General features: G+C 58.3%; 10 protein-coding genes, 1 tRNA gene and 1 other RNA gene. 6 read left to right on the forward strand and 6 right to left on the reverse strand.

All coding sequences use genetic code 11. The annotated features are described in order from the left end of the window. Positions 1–175 precede the first annotated feature (175 nt). Positions 176–3,334, forward strand: coding sequence for a LamG-like jellyroll fold domain-containing protein (locus tag VNL17_16115; GenBank protein HXI85607.1), 3,159 nt, complete (start codon positions 176–178; stop codon positions 3,332–3,334). 45 nt (positions 3,335–3,379) lie between these two features. Here VNL17_16115 and mtnA read toward each other — a convergent pair whose 3' ends face one another. Next, positions 3,380–4,399: an S-methyl-5-thioribose-1-phosphate isomerase gene (gene mtnA, locus VNL17_16120; protein HXI85608.1), complete on the reverse strand. Its 1,020-nt coding sequence runs from the start codon at positions 4,397–4,399 to the stop codon at positions 3,380–3,382. A gap of 197 nt (positions 4,400–4,596) precedes the next feature. Here mtnA and VNL17_16125 point away from each other — a divergent pair, with 197 nt between their 5' ends. Further along, entirely contained in the window at positions 4,597–5,979 is a 1,383-nt protein-coding gene (locus VNL17_16125; GenBank protein ID HXI85609.1) for a PEP-CTERM sorting domain-containing protein, read from the forward strand. A 14-nt stretch (positions 5,980–5,993) separates the two neighbouring features. Here the strand turns inward: VNL17_16125 and recR are convergent, their stop codons facing one another. The 5 genes from recR to VNL17_16150 form a co-directional block, all read right to left on the reverse strand. Then, the gene (gene recR / locus VNL17_16130; GenBank protein ID HXI85610.1) at positions 5,994–6,590 is read right to left on the reverse strand and encodes a recombination mediator RecR; all 597 of its coding nucleotides are present in this window, start codon (positions 6,588–6,590) and stop codon (positions 5,994–5,996) included. 13 nt (positions 6,591–6,603) lie between these two features. Beyond that, positions 6,604–6,915, reverse strand: a complete 312-nt coding sequence (locus VNL17_16135; protein HXI85611.1) for a YbaB/EbfC family nucleoid-associated protein — start codon at positions 6,913–6,915, stop codon at positions 6,604–6,606. A 9-nt stretch (positions 6,916–6,924) separates the two neighbouring features. Beyond that, complete coding sequence (dnaX, locus tag VNL17_16140; protein HXI85612.1) at positions 6,925–8,586, reverse strand: DNA polymerase III subunit gamma/tau; 1,662 nt, start codon at positions 8,584–8,586, stop codon at positions 6,925–6,927. Between the two features lie 35 nt (positions 8,587–8,621). Further along, positions 8,622–8,884, reverse strand: an RNA gene (gene ffs, locus VNL17_16145) — signal recognition particle sRNA large type. A 9-nt stretch (positions 8,885–8,893) separates the two neighbouring features. Next, positions 8,894–8,969, reverse strand: a tRNA-Thr gene (locus VNL17_16150). A 60-nt stretch (positions 8,970–9,029) separates the two neighbouring features. Between VNL17_16150 and VNL17_16155 the strand changes: the two genes are divergently transcribed. The 4 genes from VNL17_16155 (at position 9,030) to VNL17_16170 (ending at position 13,299) form a co-directional block, all read left to right on the forward strand. Next, positions 9,030–9,266: a hypothetical protein gene (locus VNL17_16155; protein HXI85613.1), complete on the forward strand. Its 237-nt coding sequence runs from the start codon at positions 9,030–9,032 to the stop codon at positions 9,264–9,266. Between the two features lie 305 nt (positions 9,267–9,571). Further along, positions 9,572–11,158 carry a PAS domain S-box protein gene (locus VNL17_16160; protein HXI85614.1) on the forward strand — a complete coding sequence of 529 codons (1,587 nt, stop codon included), beginning with the start codon at positions 9,572–9,574 and terminating at the stop codon, positions 11,156–11,158. After that, positions 11,159–11,617: a response regulator gene (locus VNL17_16165; GenBank protein ID HXI85615.1), complete on the forward strand. Its 459-nt coding sequence runs from the start codon at positions 11,159–11,161 to the stop codon at positions 11,615–11,617. A 50-nt stretch (positions 11,618–11,667) separates the two neighbouring features. Beyond that, on the forward strand, positions 11,668–13,299 hold the full coding sequence (locus VNL17_16170; GenBank protein ID HXI85616.1) for a response regulator: 1,632 nt from the start codon (positions 11,668–11,670) through the stop codon (positions 13,297–13,299). The last annotated feature ends 6 nt before the right edge of the window (positions 13,300–13,305 follow it).

Here is a 13,305-nt window from a genome sequence, read left to right on the forward strand (position 1 = left end):
GTCATATGGCTTGAATTCGTGACAGAGGAAGGGTATGCTTTTTCGAAGGAAGCGGATCTCCAGCCACGTTCGCGGAGAGCAGTCTCAAGGGATTCGTCCCGTGATTCCATAAAGCGGCGAGTGGCCCGATGTTCGGGAGTCTTTTGGTTGTTGAGGTAAATACGTGCGTCACATCATGAATCGCTGCCGCTCAAGTGTCCGTCCGCTGTTTGTCGTTGGCCTGTTTTTTTTAGCTATTGTTGGTAAACCGTTTTCCGCCAGCGCTGTTCCGTCCTCCCGTCCCGGTTGGGGTTCGATCCCTTACAGTGGCGGGGTGACATTTCGCGTTTGGGCACCGCACGCGTCCAGCGTGACTGTCCCCGGCCAATTCAATAGTTTCTCCACGACGGCCACGCCACTGTTCTCCGAAGGAACAAGTGGCGTCTGGTCGGTTGATGTCCCGGGCGCCACCGCCGGTCAGCAGTACAAGTATTTCCTCAACGGCAGCACCTACAAGCAGGACCCCCGCTGTCGCCAGGAGATTTCCCAGTCGGGCAACTCGATTATCTATAATACAACCAATTTCAACTGGACGGGTGACACCTTCTCCACCCCGGCCCTCAGTGACACGGTCGTGTATGAAATGCATATCGGATCGTTTTACGATCCGAGTTCGCCCGGCAGTCCGGGCACATTTATCAATGCCACCAACAAGCTCGCCTTCTTGAAGCAGCTCGGTGTTAGCGCCGTGGAAGTCATGCCCATCAACGAATTCCCCGGAAATTTCAATTGGGGGTACAACCCCGATGATCTTTTCGGCGTGGAAAGCAGCTACGGCGGCCCGGATGCGTTCAAGAACTTCGTGAAGACCGCCCATCAACTTGGTATCGCCGTGCTCGTGGACGTGGTCCACAACCACTACGGCGATAACGGCGGGTCCAGCGGGGATTTGGCATATGGCTTGTGGGACTTCGATGGCTACGACGGCGGACTGAATGGTGGCGGGATCTATTTCAACCAGACAAATGGCTGGTGCTGCACGCCCTGGGGTCCCCGTCCCAATGCCAGCAGCACCCAGGTCCGCAATTTCATCCGCGACAGTATCGCGATGTGGCTCAGTGAATGCCATGTTGACGGCTTTCGCTGGGATGCACCGTACGACTTCATGAACGCCTCGGACGCGGGCACCAATATTTTCATCGCCGACGTGCAAAGTCTTCTCCAGCAAATCAGCAGCCTGATTCATACGGGTTACGTGGGCAAAATCAATATCGGTGAGAACTCCGGCTACCTGAGCGGTACGGCCGGGTTCGACAGCACCTGGTACTCGAGCCCGTTCCAGAACAATCTGGTTTCGCAGCTGACGGTGACCAACGATTCCGCGCGCAACATGAGCGCCATCGACAGTGCGGTCAATATCAATCACAACGGTCAGGGCGCATCCGGGTGGGGGAACGTCGTATTCACCGACACGCACGATTCGGCGGGCGACCTAAATGGCGGCCAGCGGATGCCGGTCCTAATCGCGAGCGCCGCTCCCACCGGCTGGTACGCGCGCAAATTGTCCACGCTCGGCGCGGCGGTCACCCTCACCACGGCGGGTATCCCGATGATTTTGCAGGGCGCGGAGTTGCTCACGACCGCCCAGTTCGGCGCCAGTAATCCGCTCGACTGGTCGCGAACCAATACCTACAGCGGTATCGTCTCGCTCTATCAGGACCTGATTCACTTGCGCCGCAATCTCGACGGACGCTCTTCTGGGCTTAAGGGCTTGAATACAAGCACGATTCAGCGGGACAACAGCAATCGTCTGATCGCCTACCGTCGATGGAACACGGGCAACGTGGGAGACGATGTCATCGTCATCTGCAATTTCGCGAACACCAACTGGCCCGCGTACAATATCAGCGGCTTCCCCCATACCGGCATTTGGTACACGCAACTCAATAGTGACTTTACCAAGTACGGTTCCGACTATGGCAACTATGGGAGCCTCTCCACCACGGTGGCCGTCAACACCGCCACGATCTCCATCGCTCCCTACAGTGTCCTGATTATGTCGCAGAATATCCCCGGCGCACCCCCAACGCCGCAGGGCCTCACCACCACCACCGGCGGCACCAATCAGATCAACCTCGCCTGGTCCGCTTCCGGCGGTGCGACGGGATATATCGTCAAGCGGGGTGGTTCCCAGATCGCCACGACTGCCGCGACCACCTATTCCGATACCGGTTTGTCATCGGGCGTGAACTACTGTTACACGGTCGCTGCGACCAACAACCTCGGAGGAACTTCGGCGGATTCCGCATCCGCTTGCGCGATAACGTTGCCCGCGACCAGCGCCACCAATCTGCTGGCGTACTGGACATTCGACGAGGGGACCGGCTCGACGGCCTTCGATTCCTCCGGAAACACCAATACCGGCACCGTGGTTCTCGGCAGCGGCGCGTGGACCGGCGGGATGATCAACGGCGCCCTGTCTTTCGACGGCTTTTCGACTCAGGTGACGGTTTCCAATGCCGCATCGCTCAACCCCGTGAATGGCATCACCCTCGCCGCGTGGATCAACTCGCCCGACTGGTTCAATTCACCCCGCTTCATCGAGAAAGGCGCGTCCTTCAACCAGTACGGCCTCTGCATTACCAATACCGGCCAACTCCAATTCTTCCTCAGCGGCGTCGCCAATGGCTCCGTCGTCGCCACTCCGCCGTCGAACGGCGCCTGGCACCACATCGCGGGCACGTACGACGGCTCGCTCATCAGCCTGTATATCGACGGGCAACTGGTCGCGCAACAGCCCGCCGGCGGTCCGCTCGCGGTCACTACTGACAGCCTCGCTATCGGCAATCGCCCCGGCGGCGGTGTGGTGTACAAGACCGACGCCATTCTCGATGATGTGCGAATCTACGGCAGCGCCCTGTCCGCCAATCAGATCGCCCAGGTCTACGGCGCGGACAGTGTCGGCGACGGAATCGCGAATTGGTGGCGTCTGCAGTATTTCGGGAGCAGTTCCACGACCGGTGCCACCACCTGTGCGTCCTGTGACTTCGATAATACGGGCCAGAATAACCTGTTCAAGTACGTGGCCGGGCTGAACCCGACGGATCCCACGTCGGTATTCTTCCTGCAGATTGCCAGTGACACCAACCAAACCTCTCAGCAAAACCTGCTCTTCGACCCGCTGGCGACGGGCCGCACCTACACACCCCAGTTCAGCACCGATCTTGTCGGCGGGGTCTGGCTGCCGCTTCCGGCCTATTCCGGCCCATTGACGAACGGTAATCAGGTCACGATCACCGACACCAACGCGGTACCGCCACAGAAGTTCTACCGCATCGATATTTCCTATCCTTGAGCGCCACCAACTTTTCCGCCCGCTACTACGGCGTGCGGAGTGCCATTACCTGTTGAACTGCTTGCGGATCTCACCCGGCTTTATGATCCCCTGCTCCGTGATGATTCCGGTGATGTATTTTGCTGGGGTCACGTCGAAGGCGGGGTTGCCGGCGCGGGATTGCGCTGGCGAGATGCGGACTCGTCCCAGCTTCGCACCGGCAGTCTTTCCCGATATGTAATGCACTTCGTCTTCGTCGCGCTCTTCAATCGGGATGCTGTCTCCGCTCGGGCATTTCAGGTCGATCGTCGAACTCGGCGCGGCCACGTAGAACGGGATGCCGTTCTCGCGAGCGAGCACGGCTTTCTGGTACGTGCCGATTTTGTTGGCGACGTCGCCGTTGGCCGCGATGCGGTCGGCTCCGACGATGCACAAATCCACTTCACCGCGTTGCATGTAAAAACCGCCGGCATTATCGGCGATGATCTTGTGAGGGACGCCCTCTTGGAGGAATTCCCAACTCGTGAGGTTCGCGCCCTGATTGCGTGGACGAGTCTCGTCCACCCAGACGAAGACCTTTCGGCCACGGCGATGCGCGAGATAGATCGGGGCGGGCGCGCTGCCCCAGTCCACCAGCGCCAGCCAGCCGGCGTTGCAATGCGTGAGGATGCGCGAACCGCTTTTGATGAGCGGCAGGCCAACCTCGGCGATCTGTTTGGCGCGGGCGACATACTCGTCGGCGACGGCCTGCGCTTCAGCGATGGCCTCCTTCGCGGAACCAGCTTGGGCGCGGACGCGATCGAGCGCGTGCTTCAAGTCGGCCGCCGTCGGGCGGGTTTCGAGAAGGGTGCGATAGGCGCGAACGAGGTCTGCTCCCTCCAACACGGCCTGCGCCATGCCGCAGGCGGCAGTAGCCCCTATGGTACCCGCGCCGCGAATGGTCATCGTTTTGATGGCTCGCGCGGTTTCCCGATGGTTTTTGAGCCGCAGCAGGCCAAATCGATGCGGGAGCAGCGGCTGGTTGATGACAACGACATGGCGGCCTTCCATCCAAACGGCGCGATAGTTCTTGCCCCGGACTTTCATGAGTCTGGATACTGTAACGAAGGGTGGAGAGACCGACAAGACCACAGAAGTTGTATAGGAAAAGGCCGAAAATGTATAAAAAGCGGTGTTGACTTGATAAACCGTTCTACGATATAAATATGGCTGGAGAAGCAATAGGTTTCGGTATTCAGCGAGTTGGTATCGGGTCCAAAGAAGTCACAGACGGGAGAATTGCTATGCGAGTTAAGCTTACTGTTCTTGTAGCCACTACCGTTTTCATCGTTACGTGTACCCATAGGGCGTATGCGGAATCGCGCTGGTCAACTACCACCGGCGGCACGTTTGACTGGAACACCAGCGGCAATTGGCAAGGTACTTTCCCCCCGGGCGCAGCAGACGACGTGCGCATCACCAACGACCTCGGTACAGCGCAGCTCATCACCAATATGGGATCTTCTGTCGGCGTCGGCATCACGAATGCCATCAATTTCCTGGCAATTTCCAATGGACTCGGCAGCGCTTCGGTGACGGTGCAACAGGGTGGAGGTCTTTTCCGTTCGACCTTCGGTGTGCAGATCGGTAAGAACGCCACGCTGATTCTCACTACCAACTCATTGATTGGCACCAACTCAAGCCTCACTTTTGACCTGCGTCCGGGCGGCGGATCGGCGGGCACGCTGGTTCTTTCCAACGCCTCTTCAACCTCCGGCTTTAGCACCTTCCTCAACAGCGGAGGCAGCACTCCGGTCGTCAATGCTGGCACGATTGCCTTTACACCGGTCAATAACCAGATCGTGGCGATCAACTATGGCCAGGTGACAGCGTTTACCAACAATGCCAATGGCACAGTAGTTATGAATGGGACCGGCACGGGCGCGTTTACCGGCAATTTCGGCAGCGGAAACCGCGCGTTCGTCAACAATGGTTCGCTCTTCGCCAGGGCCGGCACACTCCGGATTGATCCGCGCGACGCATTCAGCCGTGGTGGTTTCCAAAATGGGCCGACGGGGTTTGTTCAGGTGGATAGCGGCGCCACATTTGAAATCCGGCGCACGACCAATTCGTGGGTCAACGGGCCTGCCGTCACGAATTTTGGCACTGTCTTCATGAATGGCGGAAAGCTCACACTGGTCGATCTCGATGGCGCTGCCGGCAATTCCATCGCCACTAATCAATCGCGCGTCATCGCCAATGTCGGGACGATTGACGGCACTGGCACTTTTACCGCCTCAATCAACAGCTTGTCCGGCAGCACGGTCGCGCCAGGCCTTGGCTTTGGGACGTTGAATGTTGGGGGCAACGTTACGCTCGGCAGCAACAGTACACTCTCCATCCAACTCGGCCTCTTGGCGGGTCAGAATGACTTATTGGCCGTCGCCAGCAACCTGACGTTGAATGCGAACAGCCTTCTCTCGCTCTCCGGCGGCGCGGTGGGCAATATCTACACGGTAGCGACGGCTTTCGCGGTTTCAGGTACGTTTGGTACGGTCACACCCAATTATACCGTCATCTACGACCCGACGGATATTCGGGTGCAGTTTGTTCCTGAACCATCCTCGTTGGTGCTTGCGGCCGCGGGACTTTTGGGACTGATGACGCTGCGTCGCCGCAATTCCTGAACGCGTCGCGGACTTTAAACTTTTCGCCGGCCTTCCAGGGCGCGGGAGAGTGTGACTTCGTCGGCGGTTTCCAAGGCGCTACCAACGGGCAACCCCAGCGCGATGCGGCTGACCGAAACGCCAAGCGGTTTGAGCAGATCGATCAGATGGTTCACGGTCGCTTCACTTTCCACGTCGGCACCCAGGGCCAGGATGATCTCTGTAGGCTTGTCCCGCTTCACGCGTTCAAGTAACGCCGCGATGCGGAGTTGCTCGGGACCGATACCGTTCAACGGTGAGACCCGTCCCATCAACGCATGATAAACGCCCTTGTGCACGCCCGCGCGTTCCAGGGTGAGGATGTCGTTGGGGCCTTCCACCACGCAGATGGAGGACTGCTCGCGGCGCGGGCTGTCGCAAATCTCGCAGGGATCGTTCTCGGTGTAGCTGCCACAACGCGAGCAGTTGCGGATCTTCGCCTTCGCATCGAGGATCGCCTGGGCCAGCAACCGATTCGTGTCACCGTTGGCCTTTAGCAGGTGCAAGGCGATGCGCTCCGCGCTCCGCTTGCCGATGCCGGGCAGGCGAGACACCTGGGCGATTAAATTTTGGACGGGCTGAGGATAATCCATCGGCGTCGCGCCGCTACATCATGCCGGGGAGGTTCATGCCGGCGGTGACCTTCCCCAACTCTTCATCCTGCGTCTTCTTCGCCGTTTGCAGGGCATTGGTCACGGCGCCGAGGATCAGGTCTTCGAGCATCTCGACGTCCTTCGGGTCAACGACCTTGGGGTCGATCTTGATTGACGCGATAGTGCCGTCACAGCGCGCAGTGGCCTTTACGGCTCCCCCACCCGCCGACGCTTCGACTTCACGTTGCGCCAGTTCCTCCTGCACGCGCGTCATTTCCGCCTGCATCTTCTGGGCTTGTTTGAGAAATTTCCCTAGTCCGGCCATTTTTCACCATCACTTTCTGACTTCGACGATTGTTCCTTTAAAGATCTCCAGCGCTTTTTTGATCAGCGGGTCATTCTTAAAATCATCGACGTTCATTTTTGCGGGTTCGGCCGCCCTGGCAGACGTTCCCGGTTTCCCCAGCGAAGACGCGGATGATTTCGCTGGCGTCGCGGCGGTGGCTTCCCCAACCTCGAATTTCAACGCGACGTCCATCCGTAACTTCTCCTTTAAGCTCGCTTGCAACACCTCGATGTTACGGGGACGGTCGGCGAATTCCTTGCGATCGGCGAACTCGGGATCAAAGCGCACGATCAGCACGTTGCCCCGCAGGCCAAGCGGACGGGTCCCAACCAGATAGCTCTTCGCCAGCGGCGTGACCTTCCCGAGATGTTCCACCGCGTAGGCCCACGCCTCGTCCACAGAAGCCGCTGAATTCGTCTGTGCGGTCTCCCGCACATGATTCGCTGGCGCCGCGGAAGCGGTCTTCGTGACTGGAAGATCGTTCCCGCGGGGGCTTGATGGCAGCCCGCCCTTCAACTCGTTCAATTTTTTCAGCAAACCATCGATCCCGACCATGTCGCGTGCCTTCACGGCCTTCACCAGCGCAATCTCAAAGAACACGCGCTTGGACAACGCGTAGCGCAGCCGTCCCTCGGCAGCCGCCAGCGCGTCGATGACCCGCAATACCGCGTCGGAATCCGTGCGCTTCGCCTGCGCCACGAGCAGTTCCATTTCGGACTCGGGCAGTTGCAAGGACGCGACGCCTTCCGCCCCCAACGTCACGACCAGCAGGTTGCGAAAATGATCGAGCAAATCCGCCGCGAGGCGTTGCAGGTCCTTGCCGGCGTCGTCGAGGTCCTTCAACACTTTCAGCGCGTTCGTCGTTTCCCCGTCGAGGACCGCATCCGTGAGAGCTGCGATACGGTCCTGCGCGACGAGACCGAAAACCGAAAGCACATCCGCTTCGGCAATCTTGTTGCCGCAAAACGCGATGAGTTGGTCGAGCGTGCTTTCCGCATCGCGGAGGCCACCTTCCGCACCGCGCGCGATAGCGGCCAGCGCCTTGTCGTCGATCGCCACTTTTTCTTTTTTCGCGATCTCCTTGAGGTGCTTGACGATGAGGTTCGCGGGAATTCGCCGCAGATCGAACCGCTGGCAACGCGAGAGAATCGTCGGCAACACTTTTTGCGGTTCAGTCGTCGCGAAAATAAACTTCACATGTGCCGGCGGTTCCTCGAGCGTCTTGAGAAGCGCATTGAATGCCTGCGTGGTGAGCATGTGGACTTCGTCGATGATGTAAATTTTGAACTTGCCGCGGGCCGGCGCGTAGCGCACCGTGTCGCGCAATTCGCGAACCTGCTCGACGCCGTTATTGGAAGCGCCGTCGATTTCCAGCACGTCCAGCGACCGTCCCTCGGTGATTTCGAGGCAGTTGTCGCACTTGTCGCACGGCGTGGCGGTCGGTCCTTTCACGCAGTTGAGCGCCTTGGCGAAGATACGGGCGGTGGAGGTCTTGCCGATGCCGCGCGGCCCGACGAAGAGATAGGCGTGCGCGAGGCGGTTCTGCTCAATGGCGTTCTTCAACGTGGTGGTGACGTGCTCCTGCCCCACGACATCGTCGAACTGCTGCGGGCGCCATTTCCGCGCCAGGACCTGATATTGCTGCGCCATGAATTAATCCCAGAACCATCGCACTGAAAGAATGATCGTGCACCTCGCTTCGACAAACGACATCGGTTTGCGCGCCGCGGTTGAAGCTCCGGCCAGGCACCCCGACGGCACATGGAACATCAAGCTTACCGTTGCTGTCTTCCGACCCTGGCGGGGTTCGCAAGCAACCATTGCATCGGACCCAACCTTCGACGCCGCCCCGCGGTTTGCTCGCCCACATCGCCGCCTCGGCGAGGAATTCGGCCCAGCTATAGCGGGTTGCTGGTGCAGGGAACCGCTAACTCCCCGCCTAGCACGACCAAAAATCTGGAGCCGATGGTCAGGATCGAACTGACGACCTACGGTTTACGAAACCGTTGCTCTACCAGCTGAGCTACATCGGCAAAATTTGCGTCCGGCATTATGCCACGTTTGCGGCGGCACGCAAGTAAATCGAATCGGCTATGCATTTCTCTTTACCCGATCGCGATGCACTCTGGGACGCAGGTCCGAATCTCCGCCGGGGCGCCCAAATGGCTTGCGACACCGTCAACGCCACGGCAGCATTGCTGTCTCAGCAAGACAATATTCAAGAGTTCCGGCTCTACGACGATGGTTGGGGCGTGCCGGAACTGCGGGAGCAAGGTGCGGGAAGGGCCGGACTCGAAGCCGTGCTAAAAGGCATGATGAACGCGCGTTAGTGTTTGAGTCATCCGCGTGTAATACTTCCAGCCACGCTTACTCCCGCGCAAGCAAATCGACTGACGACGACGAAGAGTTGACATGGGAGGCCTGCGTAAAGCCAAACTGCTGCCTTCGCGCCTTATCTAGGTGTTTTCCCTGATAGACATTCAATGGGCCTTTGTTAAACTGGCGACATAAAGGCCAAGACGCCAATGAGTCGCACTTCGTGTCATGACTTGCCACTGTGAAGACTTTACGATGGCTGAAAAAACCAAGACCACCCTGTAGCCGATGTGATCATTCGTGATTTCCATGGAGGTAAGTGAAGGATAATCAAGACGTGGATTTGGGCGCCGACATCACCGAGCGCAAAGGGTCAGAGTCAGCCATGGCGCGGCTGGCGGCAATCGTTGAATCTTCGGACGATGCCATTATCGGCAAGGACCTGAGCAGCATCATCACGAGTTGGAACACCGGGGCCGAGAAGATCTTCGGCTATTCCGCGGCCGAGATGCTTGGCAACTCGATAATGCAGTTGATCCCAGCCGATCGGCAGGATGAAGAGAAACAAATCCTGGGAAAGATCAGGCGCGGTGAAAGCGTTCAGCATTTTGAGACTGTGCGCCGTGCCAAGGATGGCCGGCTGGTCGATGTTTCGGTCACCGTTTCACCCATCAAGGATTCGACGGGCAAGGTCGTCGGCGCATCGAAAATAGCGCGCGACATCACGGAGCGCAAACTGACGGAGAGGGCGCTGCGGCAGAGCGAAGCACGATATCAGACGATTGTCGAAAACCTCACCGAAGGATTGGCCGTTTCCGATCTCAACGGCCAGTTGCTTCATTTCAACCGGGCGGCGCTGGACATGCACGGCTTTGCCACCCTGGAGGAAACCCGTCGTCACCTGACCGAATTCGCTGACATATTCGAGCTCTCTGGCATGGACGGCAACGTCTGGCCTGTGGATCAATGGCCGCTTGCCCGCATCCTGCGCGGCGAGACGCTTCGCAACCTGGAGGCGCGCATCCGGCGCATCCAGACCGATTGGCTGCGGGTCTTCAGTTACGGTGGCACGCTCGTCCATGACGCGGGTGGCCAGCCAATAATGGCGGTTGTCACGATCAGCGACATCACCAAGCGCGAGCAGGCCGCCGAAGAGATTCGCCAACTGAATGTCGAGTTGGAGCAACGCGTCGTCGAACGTACGGCGCAACTGCAAGTTGCCAACAAAGAATTGGAGGCGTTTTCATATTCCGTTTCCCACGATCTGCGCGCGCCGTTACGCCATGTGGCGGGATTCGTGGAACTGCTGAAGGGCGATGCCGGGCCCGTTCTCTCGGAAAGGAGTCACAAATATTTGCAAACGATTTCCACGTCCGCAAAGCGTATGGGGGATTTGATTGACGATTTGCTGGCGTTTTCGCGAGTCGGACGCGTTGAAATGCAGAAGTCCGTCGTCAACCTGAATGACCTCGTCAAAGAAACGCTGCCCGATCTCCAAGGCGAAACCCGGGGACGGAACATCGTTTGGAGAATCGGTCCGCTGCCCGAAGTGCAGGCGGATCGCCCGACGCTGCGCCAAGTGTTGGTCAATCTCCTTGCCAATGCCGTGAAGTTCACCCGCACACGCGACCCGGCCACCATTGAAGTCGGTTCCGCCCCGGCTGAGAACAATGAAGTCATCATCTTTGTCCGCGACAACGGAGCCGGGTTCGATCCGAAATACACTGCCAAGCTTTTCGGCGTGTTCCAACGCTTACATGCCAGCAATGAATTCGAAGGCACCGGCATCGGGCTGGCGAACGTCCAGCGCATCATCCTGCGCCACGGGGGCCGGGTGTGGGCGGAAGGCGCGGTGGGCCAGGGCGCGACATTTTACTTCTCAATCCCAAAACCAAAGGAGACATGAATGAATGCTGAGATAAAAACCATTTTGTTGGCCGAAGACGATCCCAATGATGTGGAACTGACGCTGACGGCGCTGGAGGAATACCACCTGGCGAACCAGGTGGCGGTCGTCCACGATGGCGAGGAGGCGCTGGATTATCTGTACCGCCGCGGAAAATTCGTGGCCCGCTTCAACGGCAACCCCATCTTCGCACTGCTCGACCTGAAAATGCCGAAACTGAACGGGATCGAAGTGCTGCGACAGATGAAGGGGGATGAAAAACTGAAAACGATACCTGTTATCGTGCTTTCTTCTTCCCGTGAAGCGCCCGATCTGGCCGAATGTTACAAATTGGGCGTCAACGCGTATGTGGTTAAACCAGTTGATTTTCAAGACTTTATAAAAGCTGTAAAGGAACTGGGTATCTTTTGGGCGGCCATCAATGAGCCACCTCCAAATCACGTAGCAGAAAGGGTCTAAAGCTCAATAATGGCAGGATGATTGCTATGAAAGGGGAGCAGGAGTAATGAATGAAATCCCCTCTTTGCGTTCTGCATTTGGAAGACGACGAAAACGACGCCGACCTGGCGTCGTCGATTCTCGAGGCCGAAGGCATTCCCTGCGAAATCAAGCGCGTCGAAACTCGCGCTGACTTCGCCGCAGCAATTGAACAGGACGGCTTCGATATTATCTTCTCGGACTTTTCGCTGCCCACCTTCGACGGGATGTCCGCGCTGGAACTGGTGCGGAAACGATGTCCCGACGTGCCTTTTATTCTGATCTCGGGCACGCTCGGCGAGGAATTCGCGATTGAATCACTCAAGAGCGGAGCGACGGATTACGTGTTGAAGCAACGTCTCTCACGCCTTGCGCCTGCCGTGCGCCGCGCGATGCAGGAGATCGAGGTCCGCACGGATCACAAGCAGCTTGAGGCACAGCTCATCGAAGCCCAGAAGATGGAAGTGCTTGGTCAACTCGCCGGCGGGATAGCGCACGATTTTAACAACCTGCTGGCAGTCGTTATGGGTAACACCGAGCTAATGATGACCAAGCTTCCCCCAAACGATCCCCTGCGGAAAGAAGTGGAAGAGATCGGGCAGGCCGCCGACCGTGCCGTGGGTTTGACACGTCAACTCCTGGGGTTCAGTCGCAAGCAGACAGTCCAGCCCGTCGTCCTCGACCTCAGCGAAGTTGTCGCTGGGACGGACAAAATGCTGCGACGCCTGATCGATGAGAATATCGAACTGCAAATCGTGTCAGGAAAAGAACTGGGCCGTGTCAAAGCCGACTCGGGCTACGTCGGACAGGTCTTGATGAACCTGGTCGTCAACGCCCGCGATGCCATGCCCAAGGGTGGCAAGCTCACCATCGAAACGCGCGACGTCACATTGGATGAGAACTACGCACAGGCGCACCCAGGCGTGGCCCCCGGAAATTATGTGATGTTAGCGGTCTGTGACACGGGCACCGGCATGACCGATGAAGTGCAAGCCCGCCTCTTTGAAGCATTCTTCACGACCAAGCCGAAGGGCAAAGGCACCGGCCTGGGTCTGGCAACCTGCCAGACCATCATCAAACAGTGCAACGGCCACATCGATGTCTTCAGCAAGTTGGGCGAAGGCACGATTTTTAAGATTTATTTTCCACGTGTTGAACGGGCTTTGGAGCCCTCGGTACGCCCGGTCGCCAGGGGAGGAACAATGCCACGGGGCACGGAAACGATTTTGTTTGTGGAGGACGAACCGTCCGTGCGTCAGTTGGGTTGCGGTGTTCTGGAATCTCTCGGCTACAGCGTATTGCGGGCGGCCAACGGTCAGGAGGGGTTACGTATGGCTCGCGAGACAAAGGGCCAGCCGATTCGTTTGGTTGTCACGGATGTCATCATGCCTCAAATGGGCGGCAAAATGATGGCCGAGTGGTTGAAGGCGACGTACCCGGATCTCAAAGTCCTCTACACGTCCGGCTACACCGACGACGCCCTTGCGGAACACGGCGTGCTTGAGCCCGGCGTCGCGTTTCTGCCGAAGCCCTATACCCCGGCGACCCTCTCCCGCACTGTGCGCGAACTGCTGGATGACGAAGGCGAGTCTGTCGCGGGATTGAATGCAAAAGAGGTCTTCGACCCAACCATCCGATTGGAAAAACTCGCATCTACTGTATAGACCGCC

The organism is Verrucomicrobiia bacterium, from assembly GCA_035577545.1.
Taxonomy (GTDB): Bacteria; Verrucomicrobiota; Verrucomicrobiia; order Palsa-1439; family Palsa-1439; genus Palsa-1439.

Coding starts and splice junctions, on each gene's coding strand:
- VNL17_16155 (HXI85613.1), top strand. CDS start 9,030: ATGCATTTCTCTTTACCCGATCGCGATGCACTCTGGGACGCAGGTCCG.
- dnaX (HXI85612.1), bottom strand. CDS start 8,586: ATGGCGCAGCAATATCAGGTCCTGGCGCGGAAATGGCGCCCGCAGCAG.
- VNL17_16170 (HXI85616.1), top strand. CDS start 11,668: ATGAAATCCCCTCTTTGCGTTCTGCATTTGGAAGACGACGAAAACGAC.
- VNL17_16115 (HXI85607.1), top strand. CDS start 176: ATGAATCGCTGCCGCTCAAGTGTCCGTCCGCTGTTTGTCGTTGGCCTG.
- mtnA (HXI85608.1), bottom strand. CDS start 4,399: ATGAAAGTCCGGGGCAAGAACTATCGCGCCGTTTGGATGGAAGGCCGC.
- VNL17_16125 (HXI85609.1), top strand. CDS start 4,597: ATGCGAGTTAAGCTTACTGTTCTTGTAGCCACTACCGTTTTCATCGTT.
- VNL17_16165 (HXI85615.1), top strand. CDS start 11,159: ATGAATGCTGAGATAAAAACCATTTTGTTGGCCGAAGACGATCCCAAT.
- recR (HXI85610.1), bottom strand. CDS start 6,590: ATGGATTATCCTCAGCCCGTCCAAAATTTAATCGCCCAGGTGTCTCGC.
- VNL17_16135 (HXI85611.1), bottom strand. CDS start 6,915: ATGGCCGGACTAGGGAAATTTCTCAAACAAGCCCAGAAGATGCAGGCG.